General features: G+C 32.6%; 18 protein-coding genes, 1 pseudogene and 1 riboswitch. Of the genes and pseudogenes, 3 read left to right on the top strand and 16 right to left on the bottom strand.

The window, feature by feature from the left end:
- The first annotated feature begins 1 nt into the window (after position 1).
- Positions 2 to 784: a pyrroline-5-carboxylate reductase gene (gene proC / locus H9L18_RS06710; RefSeq protein WP_126791611.1), complete on the top strand. Its 783-nt coding sequence runs from the start codon at positions 2 to 4 to the stop codon at positions 782 to 784.
- A 14-nt stretch (positions 785 to 798) separates the two neighbouring features.
- On the opposite strand, the gene H9L18_RS06705 is transcribed toward proC, so the two are convergent.
- The 3 genes from H9L18_RS06705 to H9L18_RS06695 all read right to left on the bottom strand — a co-directional run bounded on the left by H9L18_RS06705 (position 799) and on the right by H9L18_RS06695 (position 3,867).
- Positions 799 to 1,173, bottom strand: coding sequence for an MmcQ/YjbR family DNA-binding protein (locus H9L18_RS06705; RefSeq protein ID WP_126791613.1), 375 nt, complete (start codon positions 1,171 to 1,173; stop codon positions 799 to 801).
- 77 nt (positions 1,174 to 1,250) lie between these two features.
- Positions 1,251 to 3,128 carry an ABC transporter permease gene (locus tag H9L18_RS06700; protein ID WP_126791615.1) on the bottom strand — a complete coding sequence of 626 codons (1,878 nt, stop codon included), beginning with the start codon at positions 3,126 to 3,128 and terminating at the stop codon, positions 1,251 to 1,253.
- A complete protein-coding gene (locus H9L18_RS06695; protein ID WP_126791617.1) occupies positions 3,118 to 3,867 on the bottom strand; it encodes an ABC transporter ATP-binding protein in 750 nt (249 codons plus the stop codon). The genes H9L18_RS06700 and H9L18_RS06695 overlap by 11 nt, the downstream gene beginning before the upstream one ends.
- Positions 3,868 to 4,056: 189 nt before the next feature.
- On the opposite strand from H9L18_RS06695, the gene H9L18_RS06690 reads away from it, so the two are divergent.
- Positions 4,057 to 6,153, top strand: a complete 2,097-nt coding sequence (locus H9L18_RS06690) for a Na+/H+ antiporter (RefSeq protein WP_126791619.1) — start codon at positions 4,057 to 4,059, stop codon at positions 6,151 to 6,153.
- Positions 6,154 to 6,219: 66 nt separating this feature from the next.
- Here H9L18_RS06690 and H9L18_RS06685 read toward each other — a convergent pair whose 3' ends face one another.
- The 7 genes and pseudogenes from H9L18_RS06685 to mnmA all read right to left on the bottom strand — a co-directional run bounded on the left by H9L18_RS06685 (position 6,220) and on the right by mnmA (position 17,433).
- Positions 6,220 to 8,565 (bottom strand): DNA translocase FtsK, encoded by a 2,346-nt coding sequence (locus H9L18_RS06685; RefSeq protein WP_126791622.1) that lies wholly within the window; start codon positions 8,563 to 8,565, stop codon positions 6,220 to 6,222.
- A gap of 59 nt (positions 8,566 to 8,624) precedes the next feature.
- A complete protein-coding gene (locus H9L18_RS06680) occupies positions 8,625 to 10,010 on the bottom strand; it encodes an aldehyde dehydrogenase family protein (protein WP_185847399.1) in 1,386 nt (461 codons plus the stop codon).
- 100 nt (positions 10,011 to 10,110) lie between these two features.
- Entirely contained in the window at positions 10,111 to 12,186 is a 2,076-nt protein-coding gene (locus H9L18_RS06675; RefSeq protein ID WP_126791624.1) for a DNA topoisomerase 3, read from the bottom strand.
- Positions 12,134 to 12,493 carry a DUF1033 family protein gene (locus tag H9L18_RS06670; RefSeq protein ID WP_126791626.1) on the bottom strand — a complete coding sequence of 120 codons (360 nt, stop codon included), beginning with the start codon at positions 12,491 to 12,493 and terminating at the stop codon, positions 12,134 to 12,136. Before H9L18_RS06670 ends, H9L18_RS06675 begins: the two co-directional genes overlap by 53 nt.
- 124 nt (positions 12,494 to 12,617) lie before the next feature.
- Positions 12,618 to 15,280, bottom strand: a pseudogene (mgtA, locus tag H9L18_RS06665) (magnesium-translocating P-type ATPase).
- Between the two features lie 238 nt (positions 15,281 to 15,518).
- Positions 15,519 to 15,959: a GNAT family N-acetyltransferase gene (locus tag H9L18_RS06660; protein WP_185847400.1), complete on the bottom strand. Its 441-nt coding sequence runs from the start codon at positions 15,957 to 15,959 to the stop codon at positions 15,519 to 15,521.
- Positions 15,960 to 16,071: 112 nt separating this feature from the next.
- Positions 16,072 to 16,240, bottom strand: a riboswitch (M-box (ykoK) riboswitch).
- 65 nt (positions 16,241 to 16,305) lie between these two features.
- Complete coding sequence (mnmA, locus tag H9L18_RS06655) at positions 16,306 to 17,433, bottom strand: tRNA 2-thiouridine(34) synthase MnmA (protein ID WP_126791631.1); 1,128 nt, start codon at positions 17,431 to 17,433, stop codon at positions 16,306 to 16,308.
- 289 nt (positions 17,434 to 17,722) lie between these two features.
- Between mnmA and H9L18_RS06650 the strand changes: the two genes are divergently transcribed.
- Positions 17,723 to 18,907 (top strand): multidrug effflux MFS transporter, encoded by a 1,185-nt coding sequence (locus H9L18_RS06650; protein ID WP_126791633.1) that lies wholly within the window; start codon positions 17,723 to 17,725, stop codon positions 18,905 to 18,907.
- 38 nt (positions 18,908 to 18,945) lie between these two features.
- Here the strand turns inward: H9L18_RS06650 and H9L18_RS06645 are convergent, their stop codons facing one another.
- The 6 genes from H9L18_RS06645 to cls all read right to left on the bottom strand — a co-directional run bounded on the left by H9L18_RS06645 (position 18,946) and on the right by cls (position 25,275).
- Positions 18,946 to 19,662: a LutC/YkgG family protein gene (locus H9L18_RS06645; protein ID WP_376765011.1), complete on the bottom strand. Its 717-nt coding sequence runs from the start codon at positions 19,660 to 19,662 to the stop codon at positions 18,946 to 18,948.
- Complete coding sequence (locus H9L18_RS06640; RefSeq protein ID WP_126791637.1) at positions 19,646 to 21,118, bottom strand: LutB/LldF family L-lactate oxidation iron-sulfur protein; 1,473 nt, start codon at positions 21,116 to 21,118, stop codon at positions 19,646 to 19,648. The genes H9L18_RS06645 and H9L18_RS06640 overlap by 17 nt, the downstream gene beginning before the upstream one ends.
- 12 nt (positions 21,119 to 21,130) lie before the next feature.
- On the bottom strand, positions 21,131 to 21,889 hold the full coding sequence (locus tag H9L18_RS06635; protein ID WP_126791640.1) for a (Fe-S)-binding protein: 759 nt from the start codon (positions 21,887 to 21,889) through the stop codon (positions 21,131 to 21,133).
- Positions 21,890 to 22,044: 155 nt separating this feature from the next.
- Positions 22,045 to 22,389 carry a cysteine desulfurase gene (locus H9L18_RS06630; RefSeq protein WP_126791642.1) on the bottom strand — a complete coding sequence of 115 codons (345 nt, stop codon included), beginning with the start codon at positions 22,387 to 22,389 and terminating at the stop codon, positions 22,045 to 22,047.
- A gap of 70 nt (positions 22,390 to 22,459) precedes the next feature.
- A complete protein-coding gene (locus H9L18_RS06625; protein WP_126791644.1) occupies positions 22,460 to 23,605 on the bottom strand; it encodes a cysteine desulfurase family protein in 1,146 nt (381 codons plus the stop codon).
- A 137-nt stretch (positions 23,606 to 23,742) separates the two neighbouring features.
- Positions 23,743 to 25,275: a cardiolipin synthase gene (gene cls, locus H9L18_RS06620; protein WP_126791646.1), complete on the bottom strand. Its 1,533-nt coding sequence runs from the start codon at positions 25,273 to 25,275 to the stop codon at positions 23,743 to 23,745.
- Between the last annotated feature and the right edge of the window lie 8 nt (positions 25,276 to 25,283).

Below are 25,283 nucleotides of genomic sequence, written 5' to 3'. Positions count from 1 at the left end.
AATGAAAATTGGTATTTTTGGTGCTGGACATATGGGTGGCGCAATGATTAAAGGCTGGATTAAGTCTGAAAAAATTGAACCTTCAAACCTTTTAGTCCGCGGTGGACGAAGAGGTACTGCTCAATCTCTTCAAAAAGAATTAGGCTTTCAATTAACATCGGAAACAAGTGACTTTAAACAAATGGATATTATTTTCTTAGCAGTTAATACACCTTTAATTCTTCCTATTTTAAATGAATTAAAAGGTTTGGTAGAAACTTCTTCTATTCCAATTGTTTCTGTTTCAGCAGGTGTTTCAGTTAAAGAAATGCAAGAGATAATGGGAGATAACTATCCTCTAGCACAAGCTATTCCAAATACACCTGTTCAAATTAATGAGGGAATGACCGGAATTGTTTTTGCTGAAAATATAGATAAAAAAGCTAAAGAAACCATTCAATTTAGTTTTGATTTGCTAGGTGACTTGGTTGAAATTTCTGAAGATAAAATTGGTATTTTTGGTACTTTAGCAGGCTGTGGCCCTGCTTTTGTCGATGTTTTTATGGAAAGTTTAGCTGATGGGGCTGTATTAAATGGAATGGACCGAGATATGGCCTATCAAGTAGCAGCTAAAATGGTTAGTAGTTCGGCTAATCTTTTATTGAAAACTGGAAAACATCCTGGTGAACTAAAAGACGGAGTTACCTCTCCTGGTGGCACTACAATTAAGGGCGTTACAGCACTTGAAAAAGAAGGCTTTAGATATGCAACCATTAATGCGATTGATACCATTATGAAAAGCTAAAAAAAGAGATGAGACTATTGATTTAGTTTCATCTCTTTTCTGATTTTAGCAGGTAAATTAGCCCAAACTAATTCATAAGAGTTTAAAATCATCCGTTTCAACTCTTCATCTGTTATTTCTGTTGTTTCTAATTTAATAGAATTCCAATGCTTTTTATTGGCATAATAACCAGGAACAACATCTTTATAAGTCTCTCTTAGTGTTTCATTGACTTCTGGTTTTCCTTTTAATGTAATAAAAGCATCAGGTGTCGCTTCTTTTGACATAAGTCCAAATTGTTTTCCTAATAAATCAAAATAATAAGTATCCCAATCCTCTCGGTAATAAACTTTAGCATGAGGCAGTTCATTACCATATTCAATTAGTATATCCATTCTTTCTTTAATCATGAGTCACACCCCTTTTCTTTTAAATTATAACAAAAAACATCTTTTCTAGCGATTTAGAAAAGATGTTTTTGAATTGTTTAGGAAATAACTGAACGATATAATTTTCTAAAATAGAAAACTCTAGCAATTAAATAGTAAGCAATTTGAATCAGAATAAAAATACCTAACACATAAATTGCTGTAATCTGTAAACCTTGTCCAAATAAAGCATACATTGCTGTTAGAGCAACTGCTCCGTGAATACATGAAACGATAATTGGCGTAAAGAATAAAATCCCCACTTGTTGATAGACTACTTTTTTCATTTCATTTTTACTAAATCCAAGTTTATGAACCATTCTAAATTTCTCAACGTCAACTTCCATATCACTATACAGTCTAAAGTATAAGAAACTTCCTGCAGAAACAAAGAACACAATTCCGATAAAGAACCCGATAAATAGAATTGGAGCGTAGCCATCTGTGATACTTTGAATCATACTTGCTTTTGCCATAACATTTGGATATTCTTCAAGTTTTTTTCCAACTGCTTTTTGCTGATCAAAAGAACCTTCTGAAACTAACCAGCCATATGTAGCAACTGGTTTATTTTTTTGACTATAACCTTCATAAACATTACTAGAAACGACATAAACATTTTCAAAAGTTGACCAAGGTTTTTGTTTAACATCTAGTTTTTTTACAGCGTAATCTTCTCCATCACTTGTTTTAAATGTTTTTGGTTGATTGTCTAATTCTCCCGTTCCCATATCCGGAATACTCAAATCATTTAGTAATACAACTTGATTATTTTCTAAAGTTATTTCTTCTAAATCTAATTTCTTAGCTAATTCATTGTATTGTTTGTCATCAATGATCTTTGAACCGATACCTGTTCCATCTTCGCTCGTCACATCAACTGGCAGTATTTTAAATTCTTCTGCTTCAACTTTATTATCCTTAAATGATTGACGAATTGCTTGTAATTCTTTTTCACCTTGTGTTTGATCTTCTTGATCCACACGAAGAGAAAAGTCGTAAGCTTCAGAATTAACACCTTTTAGTGTCATTTCTTTAAAGCCTGTCAGCGTTCCAATTGCTGAGAATGCAACAGTTGTAATAACGGCTACTAAGAAGAATGAACGGGCATTATCTTTCATTCGAAAGGCTAAATCTGAAAATACTAACATATTCGTTTTTTTCCAAAAACGATTTTGATTCTTTCTTAAAAAGTTAACGACATAAACACTTAATTGATTAAATAAAAATCTTGTTCCTAGAATAACGACAAAAATAACTGGAATCATTGCCATAACAACTTGCATACCCTCTACAACAAGTGCAACTGCATAACCAACTCCGATTAAAACAATCGCTAAAATTGATTTGATAGTTGAAGGTTTCATTTCACCTTTTCCTAAATCATTACTCTTAAGCAATTCTTGAACATCCATTTTAGGAATTTTGAACTGAATAAAGAAAGAAATGAACATAAATAACAATAAGAATGAAACAAAGGTAACCCCCATTGCTTTTACTGGGAAATAAAAACCTAAGTCAACATGCATCGTTATCTTACTTAACCATAAAATTAATTGTGAGAAAAATAGACCAATTACAATACCAGTTAAAGTGGCTAAAAAACCAATAATCGTATTTTCTTGAAAGACCATTTTTCTTAGTTGCTTAGGTGACATTCCTTGAATCAACAGTAAACCAAATTCTTTTTTTCTGGATTGTAAAAAGATATCCATTGAGTACAAAACATAGAAAAAAGAAAATAAGTAAATAATCACAGCAGATGATAACATGCCTGATTTAACAGCCACATGCAAATCTCCACCTAATTTAGGATGGAAAGCAAAAACAGCAAAGGTAAAAAATGTCATAACTGTTGTTAACGTACTAAAAAAGTAAGCCATATATAAATTTTTATTACGAATTGTATTTTTAAAAACAAACTCCTTAAATCTCATCCGAAACACCTTCTAACTCTCTTAAACTTTCTAAGATAACGTCGTAAAACTCAGAACGACTACCGTTACGTTGAATTTGTTGAACTAATTCACCATCTTTAATAAAAATAATTTTTTCACAGTAACTAGCTGCAAATGGATCATGAGTCACCATTAAGATAGTTGATTTTTCTTCTTGATTTAAGTCTGATAATAGGCCCATAACATCTTTTGAAGACTTAGTATCTAAGTTACCTGTAGGCTCATCTGCCAGTAATAATTTTGGTTGATGAATCATCGCTCGAGCAATCGCCACGCGTTGAGCTTGTCCACCAGAGATAGTTGCAATTCTTTTCTTTAACAAACTATCAATTCCTAATGTTGCAGAAACCTCATGTAGTTTTTTCTTCATGACACTTACTTTTTCACCATCAAGAGTTAATGGTAAAACAATATTCTCTTCTACCGTAAGTGTTGGCATTAGATTAAAACTTTGAAAAACAAAACCTAATTGATTCCGTCTGAATTTAGCTAATTGTTCTTGATTTAACTTAGCTGGTTCAAAACCATCTAATGAAACTGTTCCAGAGGTTGGTTTATCAATCGTACCAATTAAGTTAAGTAAAGTTGATTTCCCACTACCAGAAGGTCCCATAACACCCACGAATTCTCCTTCATTGACAGTCAGGTTGATTCCTTTAAGTGCTTGATATTTAATATTTTCTCCATATGTTTTTGTAACATTATTAATTTCTAACATGATTAGACCTCTTTCTAATATTTTCTTACTCATAGTTTATTAAAAATCCCTAGATAAGAACATTCATTGACCTAACGACAAACGAACAGTTTTGTAAGATGAGCATTTGTCTGATGAAAAACACTATTTATCTAAAAACGGGCAAATTTTTTTGTTATAATAAGAAAGAATATAAAAAGGAGGTATTTTATGGCCGTTTTAGAAACAACTATTTTACTGATTTTACTCGTTATCATTTCAAATATAATTAGTCATTATATGGTTTTTATGCCCACAGCGTTAATTGAAATTGCCCTAGGTGTAATGGCTGCTTTGCTGTTAAATGTCAAAATTGAACTTGAAACGGATTGGTTTATGCTACTCTTTATTGCGCCCTTACTTTACGCAGATGCTAAGCATTTTCCAAAAAAAGAACTCTGGGAATTACGAGCCCCGATTTTTGCCAATGCGATTTGGTTAGTTCTACTGACAACTCTCTTAGGTGGCTTCTTAATTAACTTTTTTGTAGCAGAGATTTCACTACCACTTTCGTTTGCTCTAGCAGCTGTTCTTTCTCCAACTGATCCGGTTGCCGTTCAAGGGATTGCTGAACAAGTCAAACTCCCCAAGAGACTTCTAAGTTTGATAAGTGGTGAAAGTTTAATCAATGACGCCAGTGGTTTAATTGCTTTTAAGTACGCATTAGCAGCCTTTTTAACAGGGTCATTTTCTGTTAAAACAGCAACAACAGATTTTCTTTATATGGCGTTTATTGGCATGTTGGTCGGTTTTCTTTTATCTAAATTATTTTATTTTGTTGAAACTATTTTATTGCGACAAGGGATACAAGATGTGATTTTACATGTATCACTTCAAGTATTAACACCTTTTATAATCTTTATTGCAGCAGAAATATTTCATGCTTCAGGCGTAATTGCAGTTGTTGTTGCAGGAGTTGTTTCTATCCAACAAGAACCACTTTATAGAAGACAATACTCTGAAATAAAGTTAGTTTCCACAAGAGTTTGGGATATTATTATTTACCAACTAAACGGGATTGTCTTTGTTGTCTTAGGAGCATCCCTACCATTTGCAATGCATTCTGCCATCATAAATCCGGCGATTAACAATTGGACATTGATTGGTTACGTTATTATTATTTGGTTAATTCTTTTAATTATTCGGACCATTTGGTCATATGGTTACATGTGGTTTAGTTACTTTAAATCTAGAAATTTAGTTAATGTTAAGCCTAAATTTTACACAGCCCTTTTAACTGGACTAACAGGGGTTCGTGGAGCCGTTACAATGGCTATGGTTCTTTCTATTCCATTCTTTTTACTAGATGGTGAAATATTTAAAGAACGCTACTTGATAATCTTCCTAGCCAGTGGTGTTATCTTGACTAGTTTAATTGTGGCAGTTATCGCCCTTCCAGTTCTAACTAAGAAAAGAACTCGTTTAATTTTAACGGGGGATGAAGCTTTTATGGATACAGAATTCGAAGAAAGTAACGTTCATTCAGATTTATCTGAGGTTGAAGCTAAGAAGCTAATGACTAAAAAAGCCATTAACGAACTTCAAAAAGAACTTAAGACAGAAAACAAAACTGTTGTAACAGATATTTTAAACGACTTAGATAAACAGTTAAAAACTCTTTATTTAAATGATACGATTACATCGAACGAGCTCTATCATAAAATTGAGATGGATTATAGACAAATTGCCGTTCAAAATGAATTCAATGCCGTCATGAAATTAACGAATGAACATGATTTTCCAAGAACAATTGCTAAAAATTATTTACAAATGCTCAAATATAAAAAACGTGCCCACAGCACTAACTTTACAATCGTCATGAAGCAATCTTTATTCAAAGCTAAAAAAAGAACTAAAAGACTACTTCTTAAAACATTTTTACATCAAAAATATGATCCGAAAAGTAACCAAAGAAGCGTCATTTTACTAGAAAATGAAAGTTCAAAACAAGCCATAAGTGCTCTTAAATCTTGTCAAAATGAACTAGATACTTCGGATGAACATTTTGTCTTAAAGAACTCTATTTTGCATCAAATTATTTTAGAATATCAAAGTAAGATTGACCGCATTACTAATTATCAATTAAGACAACAAGAAGAGTATCAGATTGTTTATCAAGAATACTTCTTAAAAACTTTAGATGAAGAAAGAACCGTTATTCAATGCCTTTTCGAGCAAGGTAAGATTTCATCTGAATTGGCTCATCAATTAAGACAATCAGTTAATTACAATGAATCAACTTTCCTTCAAGGTACATTTGATGACTAAAAAAAAAAGTCAAAGATTATTTTACTTAAACTTGTTAAGTAATATGACCTTTGACTTTTTTGTCTATTATTCGGTTGTTTCTTCTTCAGGTAAATAAGTTAGTAATACTTTTCTTGGTTTACTTCCCTCAGAAGGTCCTACAACACCATGCTCTTCTAGTTCATCAATCAATCTAGCTGCACGATTATACCCTATTCTAAAGCGACGTTGAAGTAATGAGATACTTGCCGTTTGCATTTCGATAATTAAAGCTTTAGCATCCTCAAAATACTCATCAACTGAATCAGCAGTGCCTGACGACGTTTCAACTTCATCTGATGGCATCATGTGTTCTTGATAATCAGCTTCTTGTTGACTCGTTACAAATTCAACGATATTTTCAACTTCTTGATCAGAAATGAAGGCTCCTTGAACACGAATCGGTTTATTTTCTCCCATTGGTACAAAGAGCATATCTCCTCGACCAAGTAGCTTTTCAGCACCATTTCCATCAATAATCGTACGAGAATCAATCCCGCTTGAAACAGCAAAAGCGATTCTTGAAGGTACGTTTGCTTTAATAATTCCGGTAATAACATCAACACTTGGTCGTTGCGTTGCTAGAATCATGTGAATTCCTGCGGCACGAGCCATCTGAGCTAAACGGATAATAGCATCTTCAACTTCGTTACTAGCCACCATCATTAAATCTGCCAACTCATCTACGATTACAACAATGAAAGGAAGAACAGATTTAGTTTCTCCCGTTTCTGCATTATGACGTCTTACCATATCGTTATAGCCATTCATATTTCTAACACCAAAACCAGCAAATAACTCATAACGACGTTCCATCTCTTCAACAACTTTTTGGAGTGCTTGAGCTGCTTTTCTTGGATTAGTTACAACCGGTGTTAGCAAATGAGGAATGCCATTATAAACATTTAACTCTACCATTTTCGGGTCAATCATCATCAATTTAACTTGATTTGGTTTTGCCTTCATTAGTAGACAAGAGATAATCCCGTTAATACAAACGGACTTACCACTACCAGTTGATCCAGCTATTAATAAATGGGGCATTTTCGTTAAATCGGCATTCATAACTTCACCTGAAATACTTCTACCAAGTGGAACCTCTAGTAAACTCTCAGGATTACTTTCACCAGATTCAATAACATCTCTGAAGGAGACCATGCTAGTTGTTTGGTTTGGCACCTCAATACCAATTAATGATTTACCAGGAATAGGTGCCTCCATTCGAATATCTTTAGCTGCTAATGCTAGAGCTAAGTCATCTGTTAAACTAACAATTTTACTCACCTTAACACCTACAGCTGGTTGAATTTCAAACTTTGTAACAGAAGGGCCTAAACTTGCTCTGACAACTTTAGCATCCACACCAAAACTATCAAAAGTTCGTTCTAATACCTGTACATTTTTTTCAACTAATTTATACTCCTTACTCTGATCTGTCAGAGGAATATCATTTAATAAATCAATCGAAGGAAGAATATAATCTGGATTATCGACCTCTTCAGGTAATTCAAAATGAATATTTGTTTCCTTTTCCTGCATTTTATCTTTTGGAACTTTAGCTTCTTTAGCAGGTTTTTCTATCTGTTTCTTTTGATAATTATCTTGATAGCTATCTATTTCTAATGTCATCTGTTCTGATTCAATATCTGGCTCCGAAGTAACTTCTTTATTTGTTTGCGCTAATTCTTCACCTGGAGTTAATTTTCTTACATTATTTTCTGAAAGTTTCTTTTTCTCGTTCTCACTCTTCAGCTTTTTTTTTTCTTCTTGTTTTTCTGCTAATTGTTGTTTCTTTTCATCCATTGAGTTAAAGGCATTTCCACCCCAAGCTCTGATTTTTTCAATAACATCTGTTAAACCAACATTAAAAACAAGTAACGCTCCGATAATCATTCCTGTAAAAGAAACAACGTAAGAGCCAAATTTCGAAACTAGGAAGTAAGTAGCACTATAAATCGTTGCGCCAAGCATCCCTCCACCAACAGATTGCGTAATTTTATTAACTTTTATATCCGCAAATATTTTTTGCCAAGTTAATGTAATAATGGCAGTATCTCGGTTAATTTGTTTGAATAAGCCAATTTCAACAAACAGTAAAAAACTTAAATAAAAGACTAAAGCTCCAATCCAAATTGACTTTCGTTTGAACTTTGGGTCTTTTCCCATAAAAATTAATAAAAAGCCGTACAATATTAACAAAACGGCCATGACAACATAAGTATTTCCAACTAAAAAGCGAAATACATTGGCCATTAATATACCTAGAAATCCTAATTTTAGACCACCTAGAATTCCAAATATAATAAAAGCAACACCTATTAAGAAATAAGTTGTTTTTTCTTGTTGCTGTTTTTGTTTCTTAGTGGGTGCTTTCCCCTTTTTCTTTTTTGCCATATATAAACTCCTTACTTTGATCCATCCACATTATACTATAAAGAGCTTTTTTTGTGAATTTACTTAAAAAAAGTGCGAATAATATTATCTTTTTCCTTTGTATAGGGTGGAAACATGAGTGGTATTTTTAATAAAGTCGATCTCTTTAATACAGATTTGGTGTGACTAAAACTTTCAAGTGATTTGATGCCATGATAACTTCCCATACCTGAAGTTCCCACACCACCAAATGGTAAATTCTCGTTAGCTAAATGTAAAATAGTATCATTAATGGTTGCTCCACCAAAATTAACACTATTGATTAAAAATTCAATTTCATCTTTATCACTACTAAAAGGATAAAAAGCCAGTGGTTGTCCTTGTTTTTTTATAAAAGGAATAACTTCATATAAGTTCTCATAACTAAGGACTGGTAAAATCGGACCAAATATTTCTTCAGACATTGAAGCTAGCGAATCATTCATCTTGCCAGACAAAATTGTCGGCTCAATGTATTTTTTCTCTAAATCATAATCTCCACCTGTCACTAAATATGGTTCATCTTGTTTGATTATATTAATCAAACGATTCATTGATCTGTCGTTAATAATTCGACCATAATCACTAGAATTTTTAATTGAATTGCCAAAAAAAAGCGTAATTCTTTCATTCAACAATTTAATAAAAGAAGCTTTAATTGATTCGTCTACTAAACAATAATCTGGTGCAACACATGTTTGTCCTGCATTAATAAATTTCCCCCAAATAATTCGATCTGCTGCTATTTCTAAATCAGCATATTTAGTAACAATAACTGGGCTTTTTCCACCTAGTTCTAGTGTGACGGGTGTCATATTTTTAGCTGCTTTTTCTAAAATAATTTTCCCAACTTTTTCACTACCTGTAAAAAATATTTTATCAAATTTAAACGATAATACTTCTTGATTTAGTTCTTTACTTGTTGTAAAAAATTTGATGTAGTGTTCTGGAAAAACTTCTGAAATTAGTACCTCTAAAACAAAATTAGTCGCTTCTGTATATTCTGACATACCGACAATGGCTGTATTACCACCTGCTATTGCACCAATTAATGGATCTATCGTTAATAATACCGGATAATTAAAAGGAGATAAAATCAACGTATTACCATATGGTGCTTGAACCGTATAGCTTTGTGCTGGCCATAAAAACAGAGGTGTGGAAACTTTTTTTCTACCGCCCCATTTTGGTAATTTCTTAATCATCTCATCTAAATGGCGATAAACTAATCCAATTTCAGTCATAAAACTTTCTGTGGTAGCTTTTCCTAAATCCTTTTGTAAGGCATCCAGTAATTCTTCTTCATATCGATTAATTTGATTTTTTAATTTTTTTAATTGTTTTACTCTAAAATCAATAGAATGCGTTTTTTGTGTGCTAAAAAATTCACGCTGTTGTTCAAATACTTCCCACATATCATTTTTCATAAAACAACCCCCTATTTGCTTATTATAACATTCTTGATGAAAAAAAGACCACGTACTTATCTTAGAAAATATCTAAGCTTTAAATACGCGAGTCTTTATTTTATTGATCTTTCATAGCCGCTTTAAGGGCTAATGCCAATGGACTTTCTTGCTCTTCTTTGTCATTATATTTCTTCATCAAACGACGTTCTTCATGTTTCGTCATTTTTTTGTTTTTGCCGCCTTTTTTCTCCATCTTTTCAGTGATATTACAGTTTTTACACTTAAAGTATGACCCATTTTTATTTTCTAATATTTCCATTTTTTTCTTACATTGTGGACATCTATGATTAGATACTTTAGGATCTTTTCTCCTGCGATAAGAACAATCATCACTACTACAAACAAGAATCTTACCATCACGTGTGTTTTTCTCTCTTAGTTTCGAACCACACTCTGGACAATCTTTTGTTGTTAATGAATGATCGACATATTTATCTTCACTCATTTTTATTTCTTTTACTAAACGTGTTGTCTCATTTTCAATCGATTGAATAAATTGACGATGATTTAATTTACCTTGAGCAATTTTTTCGAGAGAAATTTCCCATTCAGCAGTCAAATCAGGTGTTACAAGAGATGGATTAACAAGTGTTAATAGCTGTTTCCCTTTTGCGGTAACCATTAATTTACCAGGTACTCTCTCCATTAATTCGGAGCTAATTAACTTTTCAATTATTTCTGCTCGAGTAGCAGGTGTACCTAGGCTATGTTTTTCCATTTGCCCCAACAATGTACCTTCATTTAAGGAAGCTGGAGGTGTTGTTAATTCCTTATTAATAATAAAATTATGAGGAATTCCTTGTCCCACTTTAAAATCTAATTGATTTGTTTCTGATTCTTTTTCTTTTTTCCATCCATATGACTCAACTTTATTTTGTCTAAAAATAAACTCTGCTTCTTTATTTTTTGCAATAATCGTTTGATTCATTGAAACATAAGGGTCTTCAAACAATCCTAAGAATCGCTCAACAATTAAACGATAAATCTTCATTTCATCGTTATCAAGTTTTTCTAGCTTAGGTGCTTGCTCTGTTGGAATTAATCCATGATGGTCTGTTACTTTTCCATTTTGGAACACACTTTTTTGTTTCACCACTCCACCATCTTTGATTATGGTTTTCACGCGGGAGCTGTCCATTACAGTTACAGCATGGAGTCTTTCTTTCATTGTTTGTTTCATATCAGTTGTTAAATATTTTGAATCAGTTCTTGGATAAGTCACAATTTTATGTGTTTCATATAATCTTTGAATAATAGATAACGTTTTTTTAGCTGAATACTGATATCTTTGGTTAGCCTCTCTTTGAATTTCTGTTAAATCATAAGGCAATGGTGCTGCTTCTGTTTTTTTCTTTTCCTTAATATCTATAACTTTGATTGGTTCTTTTTTTACTAACTCACAAAACGCTTCTAATTTTTCACGTTCTTTAAATTGTCTAGGATTTTTTAATTGCAAACGACCAAGTAAATGTTGGTAACTCAAATCAAGCGTAAAATAAGTTTCTGGTCTAAATTTTTCTTGTTTTTCTTCTTGTTTTCTAACCATGGCAAGAGTTGGTGTTTGGACACGTCCTGCTGATAAGCTATCTTTATATTTAACAGTCAAAGCTCTTGTGACATTCAGACCGACTAACCAATCAGCCTCTGCACGAGCAATTGCTGAATAATACAAATCATCATACATTTTACTTGGTTTTAATTGATTAAATCCATCTTTGATTGCTCTATCTGTTTGTGAAGAAATCCATAGACGTTTTACTGGTTTTTTAAATTTAACATACTCTAAAATCCAACGAGCAACTAATTCCCCTTCTCTTCCTGCATCCGTTGCAATAACTGCTTCAGACACATCACTTCGATTAGCCAAATGACTGATAGCTTTAAGTTGGGGTCTTGTTTTAGGCAAGGGTTTGATTCCTGCTTTTTTAGGAATCATAGGTAGAGTATTCATCTCCCAATTTGCCCAATCCTTATTGTAATCTTCAGGCATTTTTAAGCCTAATAAATGACCTAAAGCCCAAGTCACAATAACATTTTTTCCTTCAATATAATTTTTACTTTTTTGCGTTGCCCCAAGAACTTTAGCTATGTCTCTGGCAACACTTGGTTTTTCCGCAATTATCAACTGTTTCATTATGTTCACATTCTCCATCATCTAATTTTTGGTAGTCTTTTACTAACATTAAGCCTTTATAAGCTTGAAGTTCTTCGTCACAATCATCACAATAAATCAATTCTCCATCATTCCAAAATGCAGCTAGTAACGGTGGTTTAACTCTATTTTCTTCATAAGTTATTTTTAATTGTTCAAATAAATCATCATAATGTTTTTTGGCTGAACAAAAAGTTTCAAAACTTTTTTCTTCTACTATATCTTCTTGCCATTCTTCAAAAAACCACCAGGGTTCATTCTCACTGTAAGTAACTATTACCTGATACACGATAACTACCTCCTCGTTCATTTTTCTATTATAGCACAAGATAAACCACCTGTTTTTTTAGTTAAATAAGAAAAAAGATAATAATAAAAGTAATTTCACCTTTATCATTATCTTTAAGATTTTATTAAAGTAATTCACCAAATCGTTTCACATAAAGTTTTTTAATAAACATAACTAATACTAGATAAGCCACAATTGTTATAGCTAACCAACCCCAGTAACTAGATGGAAGTAGCGCTAAATCTAATCTTTCACCAAATGCTGTAAATGGTAAAATCGTTCCAATTGCAATACCAATTGTTGTTACTGTTGTTAAAATAAACGATGCGTTACTTTGTAAGAATGGCATTTTAGGCGTTCTCAATGTGTGAATTACTAAAGTTTGAGACCATAATGATTCTACAAACCAGCCTGCATGGAAAACTGCGACAAATAAAACTTGTTGTTCCGCGTTTAATGAGTTGTACGGTCCGCCAACAACGGCTGGACAAATAACGAAATACATTAAGGCATAAGTTGTAATATCAAAAATTGAACTTGTAGGCCCTAACCATTTCATGAAAGAACCAATACTAGATGAATCCCATTTTTTAGGTTCTTCTAAGTACTCTTTATCCATGTTATCCCATGGAATTGACATACAAGAAATATCATAAATTAAATTTAAGAATAATAACTGTAATGGTAGCATTGGTAAAAATGGTAAGAAAATACTTGCAACAACAACAGAGAACATATTTCCGAAGTTTGAGCTGGCAGTCATTTTTACATACTTCATAATATTACCAAAAATAGTTCTTCCTGATAAAATACCACGTTCTAAAATCATTAAATCTTTTTCTAAAAGAATCACATCTGCTGACTCTTTAGCAATATCAACTGCTGTATCAACTGAAATACCAACATCAGCTTCTTTCATAGCAGGGGCATCATTAATACCATCTCCCATGAAACCAACTGTATGACCTGAGTCTCTTAAAACACGAACAAGACGAGTTTTTTGTGCTGGAGAAAGTTTAACAAAAATATTGTATTTTTCTGCAACTACCTTTAGTTCCACATCATTCATTTTAGAAATTTCACTTCCAGTAACTAATTCTTCATGTTCTAAGCCAACTTGCTTACAAACAGATTTAGTTACCAATGCATTATCACCTGTTAAAACTTTAACCCCTACTCCATGTGCTTTAAGAGCAGATAAAGCGTCTTTTGTTGTTTCTTTTGGAGGATCTAAAAAGGCTAAGTAACCAATTAAAACCATTTCACTCTCATCTTTAATAGAGAATTCACCAACAACACTTGGATTCGTTTTTTGAGAAACACCAATAACACGAAGACCATCTTCATTTAATTCATCTACCGTTCTCAAAATAGTTTCTTTTAACTCTTCAGTCAACGGAATAACTTTACCTTGATAATCAACGTAACTTGAGATTTCAAGCATCTCTTCAATGGCACCTTTTGTAATCATTTGAGTCTTGCCATTTTTATCTTCAATCACAACACTCATTCTTCTACGTTCAAAATCAAATGGAATTTCATCTACCTTATTATAATTTTTTACATTAATATCTAATTCTTCTTCGGCAGAATCAATAATAGCTTTATCCATCAAGTTTTTTAATCCTGTTTGATAATAACTATTGAAAAAGGCATGTCGTAATACACGGTCATCTTCTTTACCATCTACATCTAAGTGATACTCTAAAATAATTTTATCTTGAGTCAATGTACCTGTTTTATCTGTACATAAAATATCAATCGCACCAAAATTTTGAATTGAATTCAAATTTTTAATAATTGTTCCCTTTTTAGCCATAGTAGAAGCACCTTTTACAAGGTTTGTTGTCACAATCATTGGTAACATTTCAGGTGTTAAGCCTACCGCTACTGATAAACCAAATAGAAACGCTTCTAACCAATCACCTTTAGTTAACCCATTAATTAAAAACACAGCAGGCGCCATTACTAACATGAAACGGATCAATAACCATGACGTTTTATTGATACCAATATCAAAACTTGTTAATGTCTTCGCTTCTGATACATCCTTTGCAATTTGACCAAATAAAGTTCTATTTCCAACTGCAACGACAACACCAAGCGCACTACCACTCACTACGTTACTTCCCATATAAGCAATGTTTTCTAAATCAGTTTCACTACTATGCTCGATCATTTGATATTGTGCTTTTTTCTCTACAGGATAACTTTCTCCTGTCATAGCTGCTTGAGAAACAAATAAGTCTTTTGTTTGGCATAATCTAATATCAGCAGGAATCATATCACCAGCTGAAAGTTTAATCATATCACCACAAACTAACTCTTCAATCGGTAATTCAAATTCTTGTCCTTTTCTAATAACAGTTGCTGTAACTTTTACTAAGTTACCTAATTTTTCAGCAGCTTTATTAGATCTTACTGATTGAATTAAGTCATTGTTCCACTTAATGCTACCATTGCAGTAATAATTAAAACACCAGTCAAATCTCTTTCTGCCACAGGAACAATCACATAATCAGTTATAAACGAAATAACAGCCAAAACAATTAAAACAATCGTAAATGGTGTGAAATAAGCTTTTAATATTTCAACAATCAACGGTGTTTTTTTACCATGTGAAATAACATTTTCACCATACTCTTCTCTTAATTCTTCTACTCTTTCATCTGAAACACCTTTATTTGATGTTTTAAAAATTCCTAATACCTTTTCGATTGTTGCTTGTGAAAAAAACTCATAGTTCAGTTGATTATTTTGAATCATTTGTTCTTTTTTTTCTACCATTATTCTTTACCTTCTTTCCGTAAAATAAACCCCAGAGAGAACATCCAACACCTATAAATAATAAAAATATTACCAATTCAGGCATAATAATTCCTCCTTACTTTAGTTGGGCTGTGAAAGAAGAAAGGTTAAAGCAGTTACTAAATATTATTTACTAGAAACAAATAAACAATAATAGCTTGCTTTTAAAAAACATTTCTTATAACACAAACCCTTTTGTCTTCGACTCTGACTACTGTCATCCATTTGTTTCCATCTCCTTTACCCTTATTATTTTATTAAATTCTTTAATTCTAATGGTTCCATTCATTTCAACCACGTCATTCCCTTGGTAACCTAGCTTTTCATAAAAACTCCAAGCCGATTCTCTTCCAGTTAAAAAAACATGTTGAAATCCAAGTTCGCTTGAAAACTCCTCTGCGTATTCAATAAGTGTAATACCAAGTCCTTGTCCTTGAACTTTTTTAGAAATAGCAACTTGCTCAATTCGCATAGTAGTTTGATTCATTCGTGATAACATCAATGTCCCAACTACTTCCCCTTCGACAATTACTACAAGATGAAAATTATTTTTTTCTTCAATCGGTAATGTCGTAATCAATTCTTTTCCTGATGTTTTTTTCAGTAATTCATTTCTAAGTTGGACACCTGCCCAATACTCAATGCTACCAAAAAGCACTCTTCTTAATGTTGCTGTTTTACCATCTTTCCCACTCCTTTTGATTTATCACGCAAAAAACCTCTCGCCAAAAACTCGACGAGAGGTTTGAATTCATCACTAAATAAGCATTCTTAAGATCCAATCGTTGAGTTTTAGCACTATACAACGTAAAAGTCGTTGCTTTAGCTACGTTAAGAAAAACCTTATCTCGATAATTCCTGTTATACCCATTGGTGTCTCTCGACGTTTTTGGGCAGTAGCCTGTGTTTGTATAGGAGCCTCACCTAACAAATCTATTTAATTGTCTAACACACATGTACTATAAATCATTTTTAAATAACTGTCAACCAATAACAAATATTATTTAAACATATTGTCTTTTTTGTTCGTCATTATAGGCTGAATCAATTAATCCGCCACCTAAACACTCGTCGCCTTGATAGAAGACCACAGCTTGTCCTGGTGTAATGGCACGTACTGGTTCACTAAAAATAACAGTTGCTTTAGTTTGGTCATCATTTAAAATAACTTTTACTTCAGTATCTTGTTGACGGTATCTAAATTTAGCAGTACAAGTAAACTCTGTTTCTTTTTTCTCATTAGTTGTAAAATGAATATCACTTGCTTCTAAGCTTGTTGCATAAAGATGCTCATGATGAAATCCTTGTCCAACTAACAAGGTATTAGTTGCTAATTCTTTTCCTACAACAAACCAAGGTTCACTTGATTCACCTTGGCCTCCACCAATCCCAAGACCTTGTCTTTGGCCAATTGTATAATACATTAACCCTGCATGATCTCCTTTTACTTGACCATCAAGAGTTACCATTTTTCCAGGTTGAGCTGGTAAATATTTACCCAAGAACTCTTTAAAATTCTTTTCACCAATAAAGCAAACTCCTGTAGAATCTTTCTTTTTGGCAGTTGCTAAATTAGCTTTTTCGGCAATCTCACGAACTTCTGATTTTTCCATATGGCCTAGCGGAAACATTGTTTTAGCCAATTGTTCTTGTGATAATTGACTTAAAAAGTAAGTTTGATCTTTATTATTATCAACACCTCTTAGCATATGAACAGTACCATCTTCATCACGAGTTACTTGAGCATAGTGGCCTGTCGCAACATAATCTGCACCTAGTTGCATAGCATAATCTAAAAAGGCTTTAAATTTAATTTCTTTATTACACATCACATCTGGGTTAGGTGTTCTACCTAAACGATACTCTGCTAAAAAATACTCAAAAACGCGGTCCCAATATTCTTTTTCAAAATTGACTGAATAATAAGGAACACCAATTTGATTAGCTACTTTAGCAACATCTTTATAATCTTCAGTTGCTGTACAAACGCCCATATCATCAGTATCATCCCAATTTTTCATAAAGACGCCAACTACATCATATCCTTGCTCTTTTAATAATAAAGCAGTAACAGATGAGTCAACCCCTCCACTCATTCCAACAACAACTCTTGTTTGGCTGTTATCTTTCATTAAATCACCATCATTTCTTTAGATTCTGAAATCTAATACGATTTGAAGGTCGTAAATTTTCAGTGCCTCTATTATAAACATTTTTTCTTAGAAAATCACGTTTTTAATTTATTTTTCATAATCAAGTGTTTTTACTTTACACCTTTATCCTTTTATGTTAGGCTTTCTAAGAATAATTATGAAAGGGTGATTTCCATGACAACACTAGAACAAATTAAAATCATGGTACCTCCATTTCCCTTCAAAGGATGTTTTTTTCGCATAGTTTAATATCACGGAGGAATTAAAATTGGAAAAAAACATCGGTAAAAAACAACCATCTTTATTATTATTAATCTGTTTAGTAGGGTTTCCACAAATTAGCGAAACTATTTTCACACCATCCTTACCAGAAATTGCTCAAAGCTATCAAGTAAGTATGAATACAGCACAATTAACTTTAAGTATTTACTTTCTTGCTTTTGCTTTTGGTGTTTTCTTTTGGGGCTACTTATCAGATATCGTTGGACGTAGACCAGCAATGATTTATGGTATTGTTTTATATGGAATTGGAAGTTTATTATGTTACATCTCTCAATCAATTGAATTTTTACTTTTAGCTCGTTTTGTTCAAGCGTTTGGTGCCAGTACAGGTTCTGTTACGACACAAACAATTTTACGAGAAGCTTTCTCAGGAAACAAACGTCATGAGTTGTTTGCTCAAATTTCAGCAGCTCTAGCCTTTACACCTGCTGTTGGCCCATTAATTGGCGGTTTTGTCGGTAATTACTATGGTTTTAGAATTGTCTTTCTGACACTAGTCTTAATGAGTTTAGTTTTATTTTTCTATACTGTTAAGTCCTTACCAGAAACTTTTGATACAAGCAAACGTGAAAAGGTTGAGCTTTTGCCAATCTTTGTTAGATTTTTGAAAAATCCAAAAGTATTAACTTACGGCTTCTTGATTGGGACAATAAATGGTATTTTATTCAGTTATTATGCCGAAGCTCCATTTATTTTTATTGAAAAATTTGGTATCTCTGCTTCAATTTACGGCTTTTTAGGTATTGTCATTGCTGGAGCTTCCATTATTGGTGCTCTTTTATCTAAAAAACTTTTAAAAACATACCAACCTGAAAGAATTATTCTTTTAGGAATTAAAATCATGCTATTAGGATCAACCCTACTACTTGTAAGTAGTTATACCGATTTTCTATCAAAATGGATTCAATTTACAGCTATTTTGATTAGTGTATTTATTACTTTACTTGGAACAGGAACAGCCTTACCAAATTGTCTAAGTTTAGCTTTAGTAGATTTTAAAGATGTTGTTGGTTCTGCAGGAGCAATATTTAGTTTAGGTTATTATTTATTAGTAAGTTTGATTACATTTGGAATGAGTCACTTACATAATGGTACTCTTTATATAATGCCTATATATTTTATATCATTAGGATTTATTATGCTCATATTAACTAAACGATATATAAAATAAAGAAGAAACAGCGCTGGGAGATACCAACGCTGTTTCTTTTATTTATCTGATATGACAAGATAATGAACTTTTAGCGGACCATGCAAACCAATTACTAATTGCATTTCAATATCACCTGAGTTTGACGGTCCAGAGATAATATGAATAGCTGACCCTAATTTTTCACCGCGCTCAATTCTTTTAGCATAATCATTAATAGCCTGAGTTGATCTTGGAACAATCTGACTTTTTGGAATAATAGAAATATAATGTGTCGGTAAAAAATGAAGAGTTCTGCCTTGTCCTGAGCTTGTTTCTACAACAATACTACCTGATTCAGCTAATAAATATTCTGAAAAAGCAATACCTATATTTGCCTGTTCAGCAGCATTAATATTACTTTCTCTGTACTCAGCCCCTTCTTTCCAATAACTGATCTGCTCTTTGTATTCTTTTTCAAGAAATGGTCTTATTGAGTCAAATCTTTTGTCTGTTGGTAAAATCATTGGACCACTACCAAAAGAGATTATAATGTCCTTTAATTTTTCTTCTAAATCGTTTTCTGTAACTTCTGTCATTTCAATATTAAGCTCTTTTACTTTTTCATAACAAATTTCAAGTAATTCATCTTTTGTTTTATCTGCAAATGTTTCATTTGATAGATTATTGATTTGTACATAAGGATGACTCTGACACTCAGATGGCTCTGTTTCCAGCTTATTATATAAGTTTTTTAAAAATTTTTCTCTATTTTGATTATCAGTCATTTTTTTCACCTGCTTTATGTGTTTTAAACCACTTTCTAAAACTATCAGAGTACTTAGGCGGTCTAGGTAAATCCCTTACATCTGTCCAACCTTTTACCATTCCTGGACCACTCTTAATAAAGCCTCCATACTGATACATATTGTCAACAAAAATAGGCGATTGTTTACTTAACACACCCATACCACCATGAGCCATTCTTAAGGCTGATTTAAATAAAAAAGGTGAAGCTGTGCCACTTCCAATTACTTTCATTTGGAAATCATCAAAACCATGCTGCATTTTTAATTCATCTGTCATAACTTTTCTATGTTCAACTAATAAATGATGTAGCGGAATTTTAACTGGACATGTTTCAGTACACGCTCCACATAGACTTGAAGCATAGGGCAGCTCACCGAATTGTTTGTAACCACCTAAAACAGGAGAAAGAACAGCACCAATTGGTCCAGGGTAAATTGACCCATAACCATGACCACCAATATGACGATAAACAGGGCAAACATTTAGGCAAGAACCACAACGTATACATTGAAGAACAGGTTGAAAAATCGTTCCTAAAGCATTTGAACGTCCATTATCAATAATAACAACATGAAAATCTTCTGGTCCATCAGATTCTTCTTCATTTTTTCTACCTGCAAAAGTCACATAAGTTGTTAAACTTTGGCCAACAGCACTTCTTGCTAATAAATTATCTAAAACGTCTGCTTCTTTCATTGTGGGAACAATTCTTTCCATTCCCATCAATACTATTTGTGTTTTAGGAATGCTAATGGTTAAATCAGCATTTCCCTCGTTTGTATCTAAATTAATCATGCCACTATCAGCAATTGCAAAATTGCAACCAGTAATCCCAATATCAGCTTCTAAGAAGAATTTCCGCATCACTTCTCTAGCGCATCTTGCTAAATTAACCGGTTCGTTATCCCCTTGATAACCCAACTTTTTTTCAAAAACTTGTCTGATTTGCTCTCTATTTTTATGAATACTCGGAAAAACAATATGAGAGGGCTCATCCCAATCATCCATTTGCAATATAAATTCAGCCAAATCAGTTTCTAAAACATCAATATTCTCTAACTCCAACAACATCGGATCAATGTCAACTTCTGTTGTTACCATAGACTTAGATTTAACAATTTTTTTAGCATCCTTCTCTAAAACAATTTTTTTTACATAGTCATTGGCTTCTTCAGCTGTTTGAGCAAAAAAAACGTGTCCTCCATTTTTAGTGACATTATCACTAAATTCTCTTAAATAGTCTGGTAAGTATTGAATTGTATGCTGTCTAATACTTTCACCAAGTTCACGCCACTCAGACCAATTACCTAACTTTTCTCTTGCTCCTTCGCGTTTAACCCACTGGGTATCTTGCGCTTTTGCCACAGCTTTCTGCATAAATTTATCTTCTTTGCTTCTTTTAAGTCTTTCATCAAAAGGAGCATCCGTTGTTTTTAATCCCATTAGATTACCTCCTTACACTTGTTCACTAATTGATTGTTCTATTCTTGTAATGTTCACATTAGTATTCAATACTTCTGCAATATGCATAATTTTAATTGGATGTTCTTCTCTATTAAATTTACCACCAATATTCATTAAGCAACCCATATCTGCACTTATTAAAATCTCAGCACCAGTATTAAGAACATCATTCATTTTTTCCGTCACCATTTCCTCTGATATAGCGGGCATTTTAACAGAAAAAGTACCACCAAATCCACAACAGTTTTCTATATGATCTAAGGGAATCATCTCTAATCCTTCCACATGATCTAACAAAACAAATGGCGCTTCTCTTTCTCCTAAAATACGTGTCATATGACAAGAACGGTGATAAGTCGCTTTAGCTTCCAAGCAAGCTCCTACATCCTTAATTCCTAATACTCGGTAAATAAATTGACTAAATTCGTAGGTTTTACTCGCTAATTCTATTGCTTTTGGCCCGTATATTGGATCATTTTTTAACAATTCTGGATATTCTCGTAACATCCCAACACAAGAACCTGCTCCTCCAACAACATACTCTGCTCCTTCAAATGCATCAATTTGATTTTTTAATGTCGCATAACTTTTTTCTTCATAACCACTGTTAAAGGTTGGCTGACCACAACAGATTTGTTTATCGGGTAACTCGACAGTACACCCCAATCTTTCTAGAACTTCTACCATGGCTATTCCGACATTTGGAAACATTAAATCAACGACACAACTTGTAAAAATACTTACTCGCAATGTTATTCCTCCTATCTTTATTTAAATAGATAATAATAATTATTATCTACTAATTTATTTTATCATTAATTTTAGGTTATATGTAGAATATAACAAAAAAATAAGGCGATTCACCTCATAAAATATGAGATAAACCCCCTTATTTATAATAACTATTATTTAACTTCTTCTAAACAGCCGTAATGAATCATATCAGCCATAATGTAGTTAAACTGATCTTGTTTTTCTTTATGGTTATCACCACTAAAGATATTCATACTCTTCATACCATTAGGTGTTGTGATTGACATTTTTAATGTTTTCAAATCTTTTGCGACCGTCATTTTTAATTTAGGGCTTTGTTTATTTTGTGGGTTAGTATCTAATGGTCTTACCAATTGGAAGTTTCCAGAAGCTGTTTCCTTAAAGCCATAATCTTTGAATGCGTAAGGTCTGGCTGTTTCTTTAACCTTATAAAATGTTTTTGAACCGTCAACTGTTGCTTTATCTAAAAAAGACATTGTTCTCCTCCTCAAAAGTGTTTGTTTATAACATTAATTATAAACAAAAATGAGTAAAAAAGCTATGAGATTATAAATCAAATGATTTAATTGTTTCAACTAACTTTTCAGAAAAAAGTTCAATATCGGATTCTTTCAAACCATAGCCAAAACTGATTCGAATTGATTCAACTGCAGCATTTGGATGCTCTTTTTTCATCATTTGAATCACTGGAGATGGTGCAACATTACCTGCACTACAAGCTGAACCAGTTGAGATAGCAAATCCTAATAAATCAAGTTTTGAAAGTAAGATATTACTAGGAATTCCTTTAAACCAAATGTTCAGTATATGGGCCAGATGATTGTTCTTGTCCCCATTAAATTCATAATCAATTTGATTTTTATCTAAGGTAGAAAAAATAATTTCTTTAAATCCTTCATATTTTTTTCTGTTAGCTTGTTTTTGTTCATCTGTTAGGATTTCTATCGCTTTACTTAATCCAACAATTCCAGACAGATTTTCAGTACCTGCTCTTTTTTTCTCTTCTTGTTCACCACCGTGCAACATGACAGGAACTGGAGCACCTTTTTTAATATACAAAAAGCCGACTCCCTTGGGACCATTGATCTTATGTCCTGAGATACTCAAATAATCAACATTAAGTTCTTTCACATCAATTTTTTCAGTGCCAAAAGCTTGAACTGCGTCAGTATGAAATAAAGCTTGATGATCTTTTAGTAACTCACCAATTTCTTTGATGGGAAGAATAGTTCCTACCTCATTATTTCCATACATAGTTGTGACTAAAATAGTATCGTCTCTCAATGCTGCCTCTACTTGTTCAACACTAATCGAACCATTTTCATTTACTGGTAAATAAGTAATTTCAAATCCTAAATCTGCTAGATACTCTAAGGAATGTGAAACCGCACTATGTTCAATATTTGTTGTAATAATATGTTGACCATTTTCTTTACGGTCAATTGCCGTTTGAATTAAAGCAGTATTATCACCTTCTGTTCCCCCACTATTAAAAATAATTTCAGTCGGGTTAGCGTTAATTGCCTTAGCAATATTTTCTCTAGCATTTTCTAATTCAAAGTCTGCTTTTCGGCCAAATTGGTGAATACTAGACGGATTTCCATAAACATCTGACATTATACGAGTCATTTCTTTAATGACATCTTCATGCATAGGTGTAGTTGCTGCATGATCTAGATAAATTGCTACCATATTTCCACTCTTTTCTTACTTATCTTTACCAAGTATCATATCATATTTCTTTATTTTTTTTATCAATTTTATCTTCAAAAAAAGAGGTTGACTAATTGTCAGCCTCTCTACTATTTAGATGAAAACTTTTTTACCTCTTATAGCAACGGCGAAAAGACTGCTAACGTAGCACGACCAACTTTTCTTAACCAACTGATACTTCTTGCTTCTTCAAGTGTAACCAATTGACTCATTGCTTCTGTTTGAATATGATCCTCATAAACTTCCATAACTGAGGTTGTTTTGTACATCCAAACACCACATTCAAAATGTAAAAATAAACTGCGGTAATCTAGATTTATTGTTCCGACAGTCGCATACAAATCATCTACAACAAAAGTTTTAGAATGAATAAAACCAGGAGTATACTCATAGATTTTTACACCCGCTTCAATTAGTTGAGAATAATTTGATTTTGTCACTGCATGGACATACCATTTATCAGGTTTATGAGGAACAATAATTCGAACATCTACTCCACCTTTTGCCGCTGTACACAGGGCTTCCATTAAAAGATTATCAATAATTAAGTAAGGTGTTGTTATATAAACATACTTTTTAGCACGATTAATTAAGTTTAAATAAACATTAATTCCCACCGTTTCAGCATCAAAGGGTGAATCTACGTAAGGCTGATAATAACCTTCACTATCTACTAAGTGATCCTCTTCAAAATCCGGATAGAAGTCTGCAATATTATCATCATTTTTATAAATAAATTCCCATAATGAAAGAAATAGCAAGGTAAATCCCCAGGCTGCCTCTCCTTTTACCATGATGGAATTATCTTTCCAATGACCAAAACGTTCCACTTCATTGATATATTCATCTGCTAAATTTATACCACCTGTAAAAGCAACTTTTCCATCAATCACTGTAATTTTACGGTGATTTCGGTTATTAAAAACTGGAGATAAGACTGGAATAAACGGATTGAAGACACATGATTTTATCCCCATATTCTCAAGTTTTCGGTAATAATGATGTGGTAATGTGGTTAAACAACCGAAATCATCATAAATAAAGCGAACATCCAAACCTTCTTTAGCTTTTCTTTCAAGTATTTCTAAAATTGCATCCCACATTTTTCCTTCTTCAACGATGAAATACTCCATGAAGATATATTTTTCAGCTTTTTCTAACTCTTCAAGCATTGCTTTAAAAGCTTGTTCTCCTAATGGAAAATACTGACTAGAAGTATGTTTGAAAAGAGCTCCTTCACCGTATTGACTCAGATAATTAGATTGGATTTTGGCATCCTCATTCCCATCATCTATGGTGACACTACAAACTGTTTTGAGATTTGCCTCTTTTTCTTTTTCTTGAATTAAAGACATTTTTTGTTTTTCTTCTTTAGTAAATCGAATACGTCCAAATACAAGATAAATCACCGTTCCAAAAATCGGAATTAACATAATTGGAATAATCCAGGCAATCTTATAAGCCGGGTTACTCCGATTATTGACAATTTTGATGATAACTGCCGCTGAAACCATGATGTAAATCGTATAAAAATAAACAAAATACTCTTCAAATCTAACAATAATAGCAAACAATAAACCTAATTGAAGTAATATTAGTAAACCAATAATAATAGCTCGATTCGAAATAATTTTTATGAAGTTTTTCATCCTGTCAC

This window comes from Vagococcus carniphilus (genome assembly GCF_014397115.1).
Lineage (GTDB): Bacteria > Bacillota > Bacilli > Lactobacillales > Vagococcaceae > Vagococcus > Vagococcus carniphilus.
This window is presented reverse-complemented; position numbering and strand designations above follow the sequence as displayed.

What these genes read in the sequence shown, in the direction of transcription:
- proC (WP_126791611.1), top strand. Translation starts at nt 2, where the DNA reads ATGAAAATTGGTATTTTTGGTGCTGGACATATGGGTGGCGCAATGATT.
- H9L18_RS06705 (WP_126791613.1), bottom strand. Translation starts at nt 1,173, where the DNA reads ATGATTAAAGAAAGAATGGATATACTAATTGAATATGGTAATGAACTG.
- H9L18_RS06700 (WP_126791615.1), bottom strand. Translation starts at nt 3,128, where the DNA reads ATGAGATTTAAGGAGTTTGTTTTTAAAAATACAATTCGTAATAAAAAT.
- H9L18_RS06695 (WP_126791617.1), bottom strand. Translation starts at nt 3,867, where the DNA reads ATGTTAGAAATTAATAATGTTACAAAAACATATGGAGAAAATATTAAA.
- H9L18_RS06690 (WP_126791619.1), top strand. Translation starts at nt 4,057, where the DNA reads ATGGCCGTTTTAGAAACAACTATTTTACTGATTTTACTCGTTATCATT.
- H9L18_RS06685 (WP_126791622.1), bottom strand. Translation starts at nt 8,565, where the DNA reads ATGGCAAAAAAGAAAAAGGGGAAAGCACCCACTAAGAAACAAAAACAG.
- H9L18_RS06680 (WP_185847399.1), bottom strand. Translation starts at nt 10,010, where the DNA reads ATGAAAAATGATATGTGGGAAGTATTTGAACAACAGCGTGAATTTTTT.
- H9L18_RS06675 (WP_126791624.1), bottom strand. Translation starts at nt 12,186, where the DNA reads ATGAAACAGTTGATAATTGCGGAAAAACCAAGTGTTGCCAGAGACATA.
- mnmA (WP_126791631.1), bottom strand. Translation starts at nt 17,433, where the DNA reads ATGAAAGATAACAGCCAAACAAGAGTTGTTGTTGGAATGAGTGGAGGG.
- H9L18_RS06640 (WP_126791637.1), bottom strand. Translation starts at nt 21,118, where the DNA reads ATGGGATTAAAAACAACGGATGCTCCTTTTGATGAAAGACTTAAAAGA.
- H9L18_RS06630 (WP_126791642.1), bottom strand. Translation starts at nt 22,389, where the DNA reads ATGTCTTTTTTAGATAAAGCAACAGTTGACGGTTCAAAAACATTTTAT.
- H9L18_RS06625 (WP_126791644.1), bottom strand. Translation starts at nt 23,605, where the DNA reads ATGGTAGCAATTTATCTAGATCATGCAGCAACTACACCTATGCATGAA.
- cls (WP_126791646.1), bottom strand. Translation starts at nt 25,275, where the DNA reads ATGAAAAACTTCATAAAAATTATTTCGAATCGAGCTATTATTATTGGT.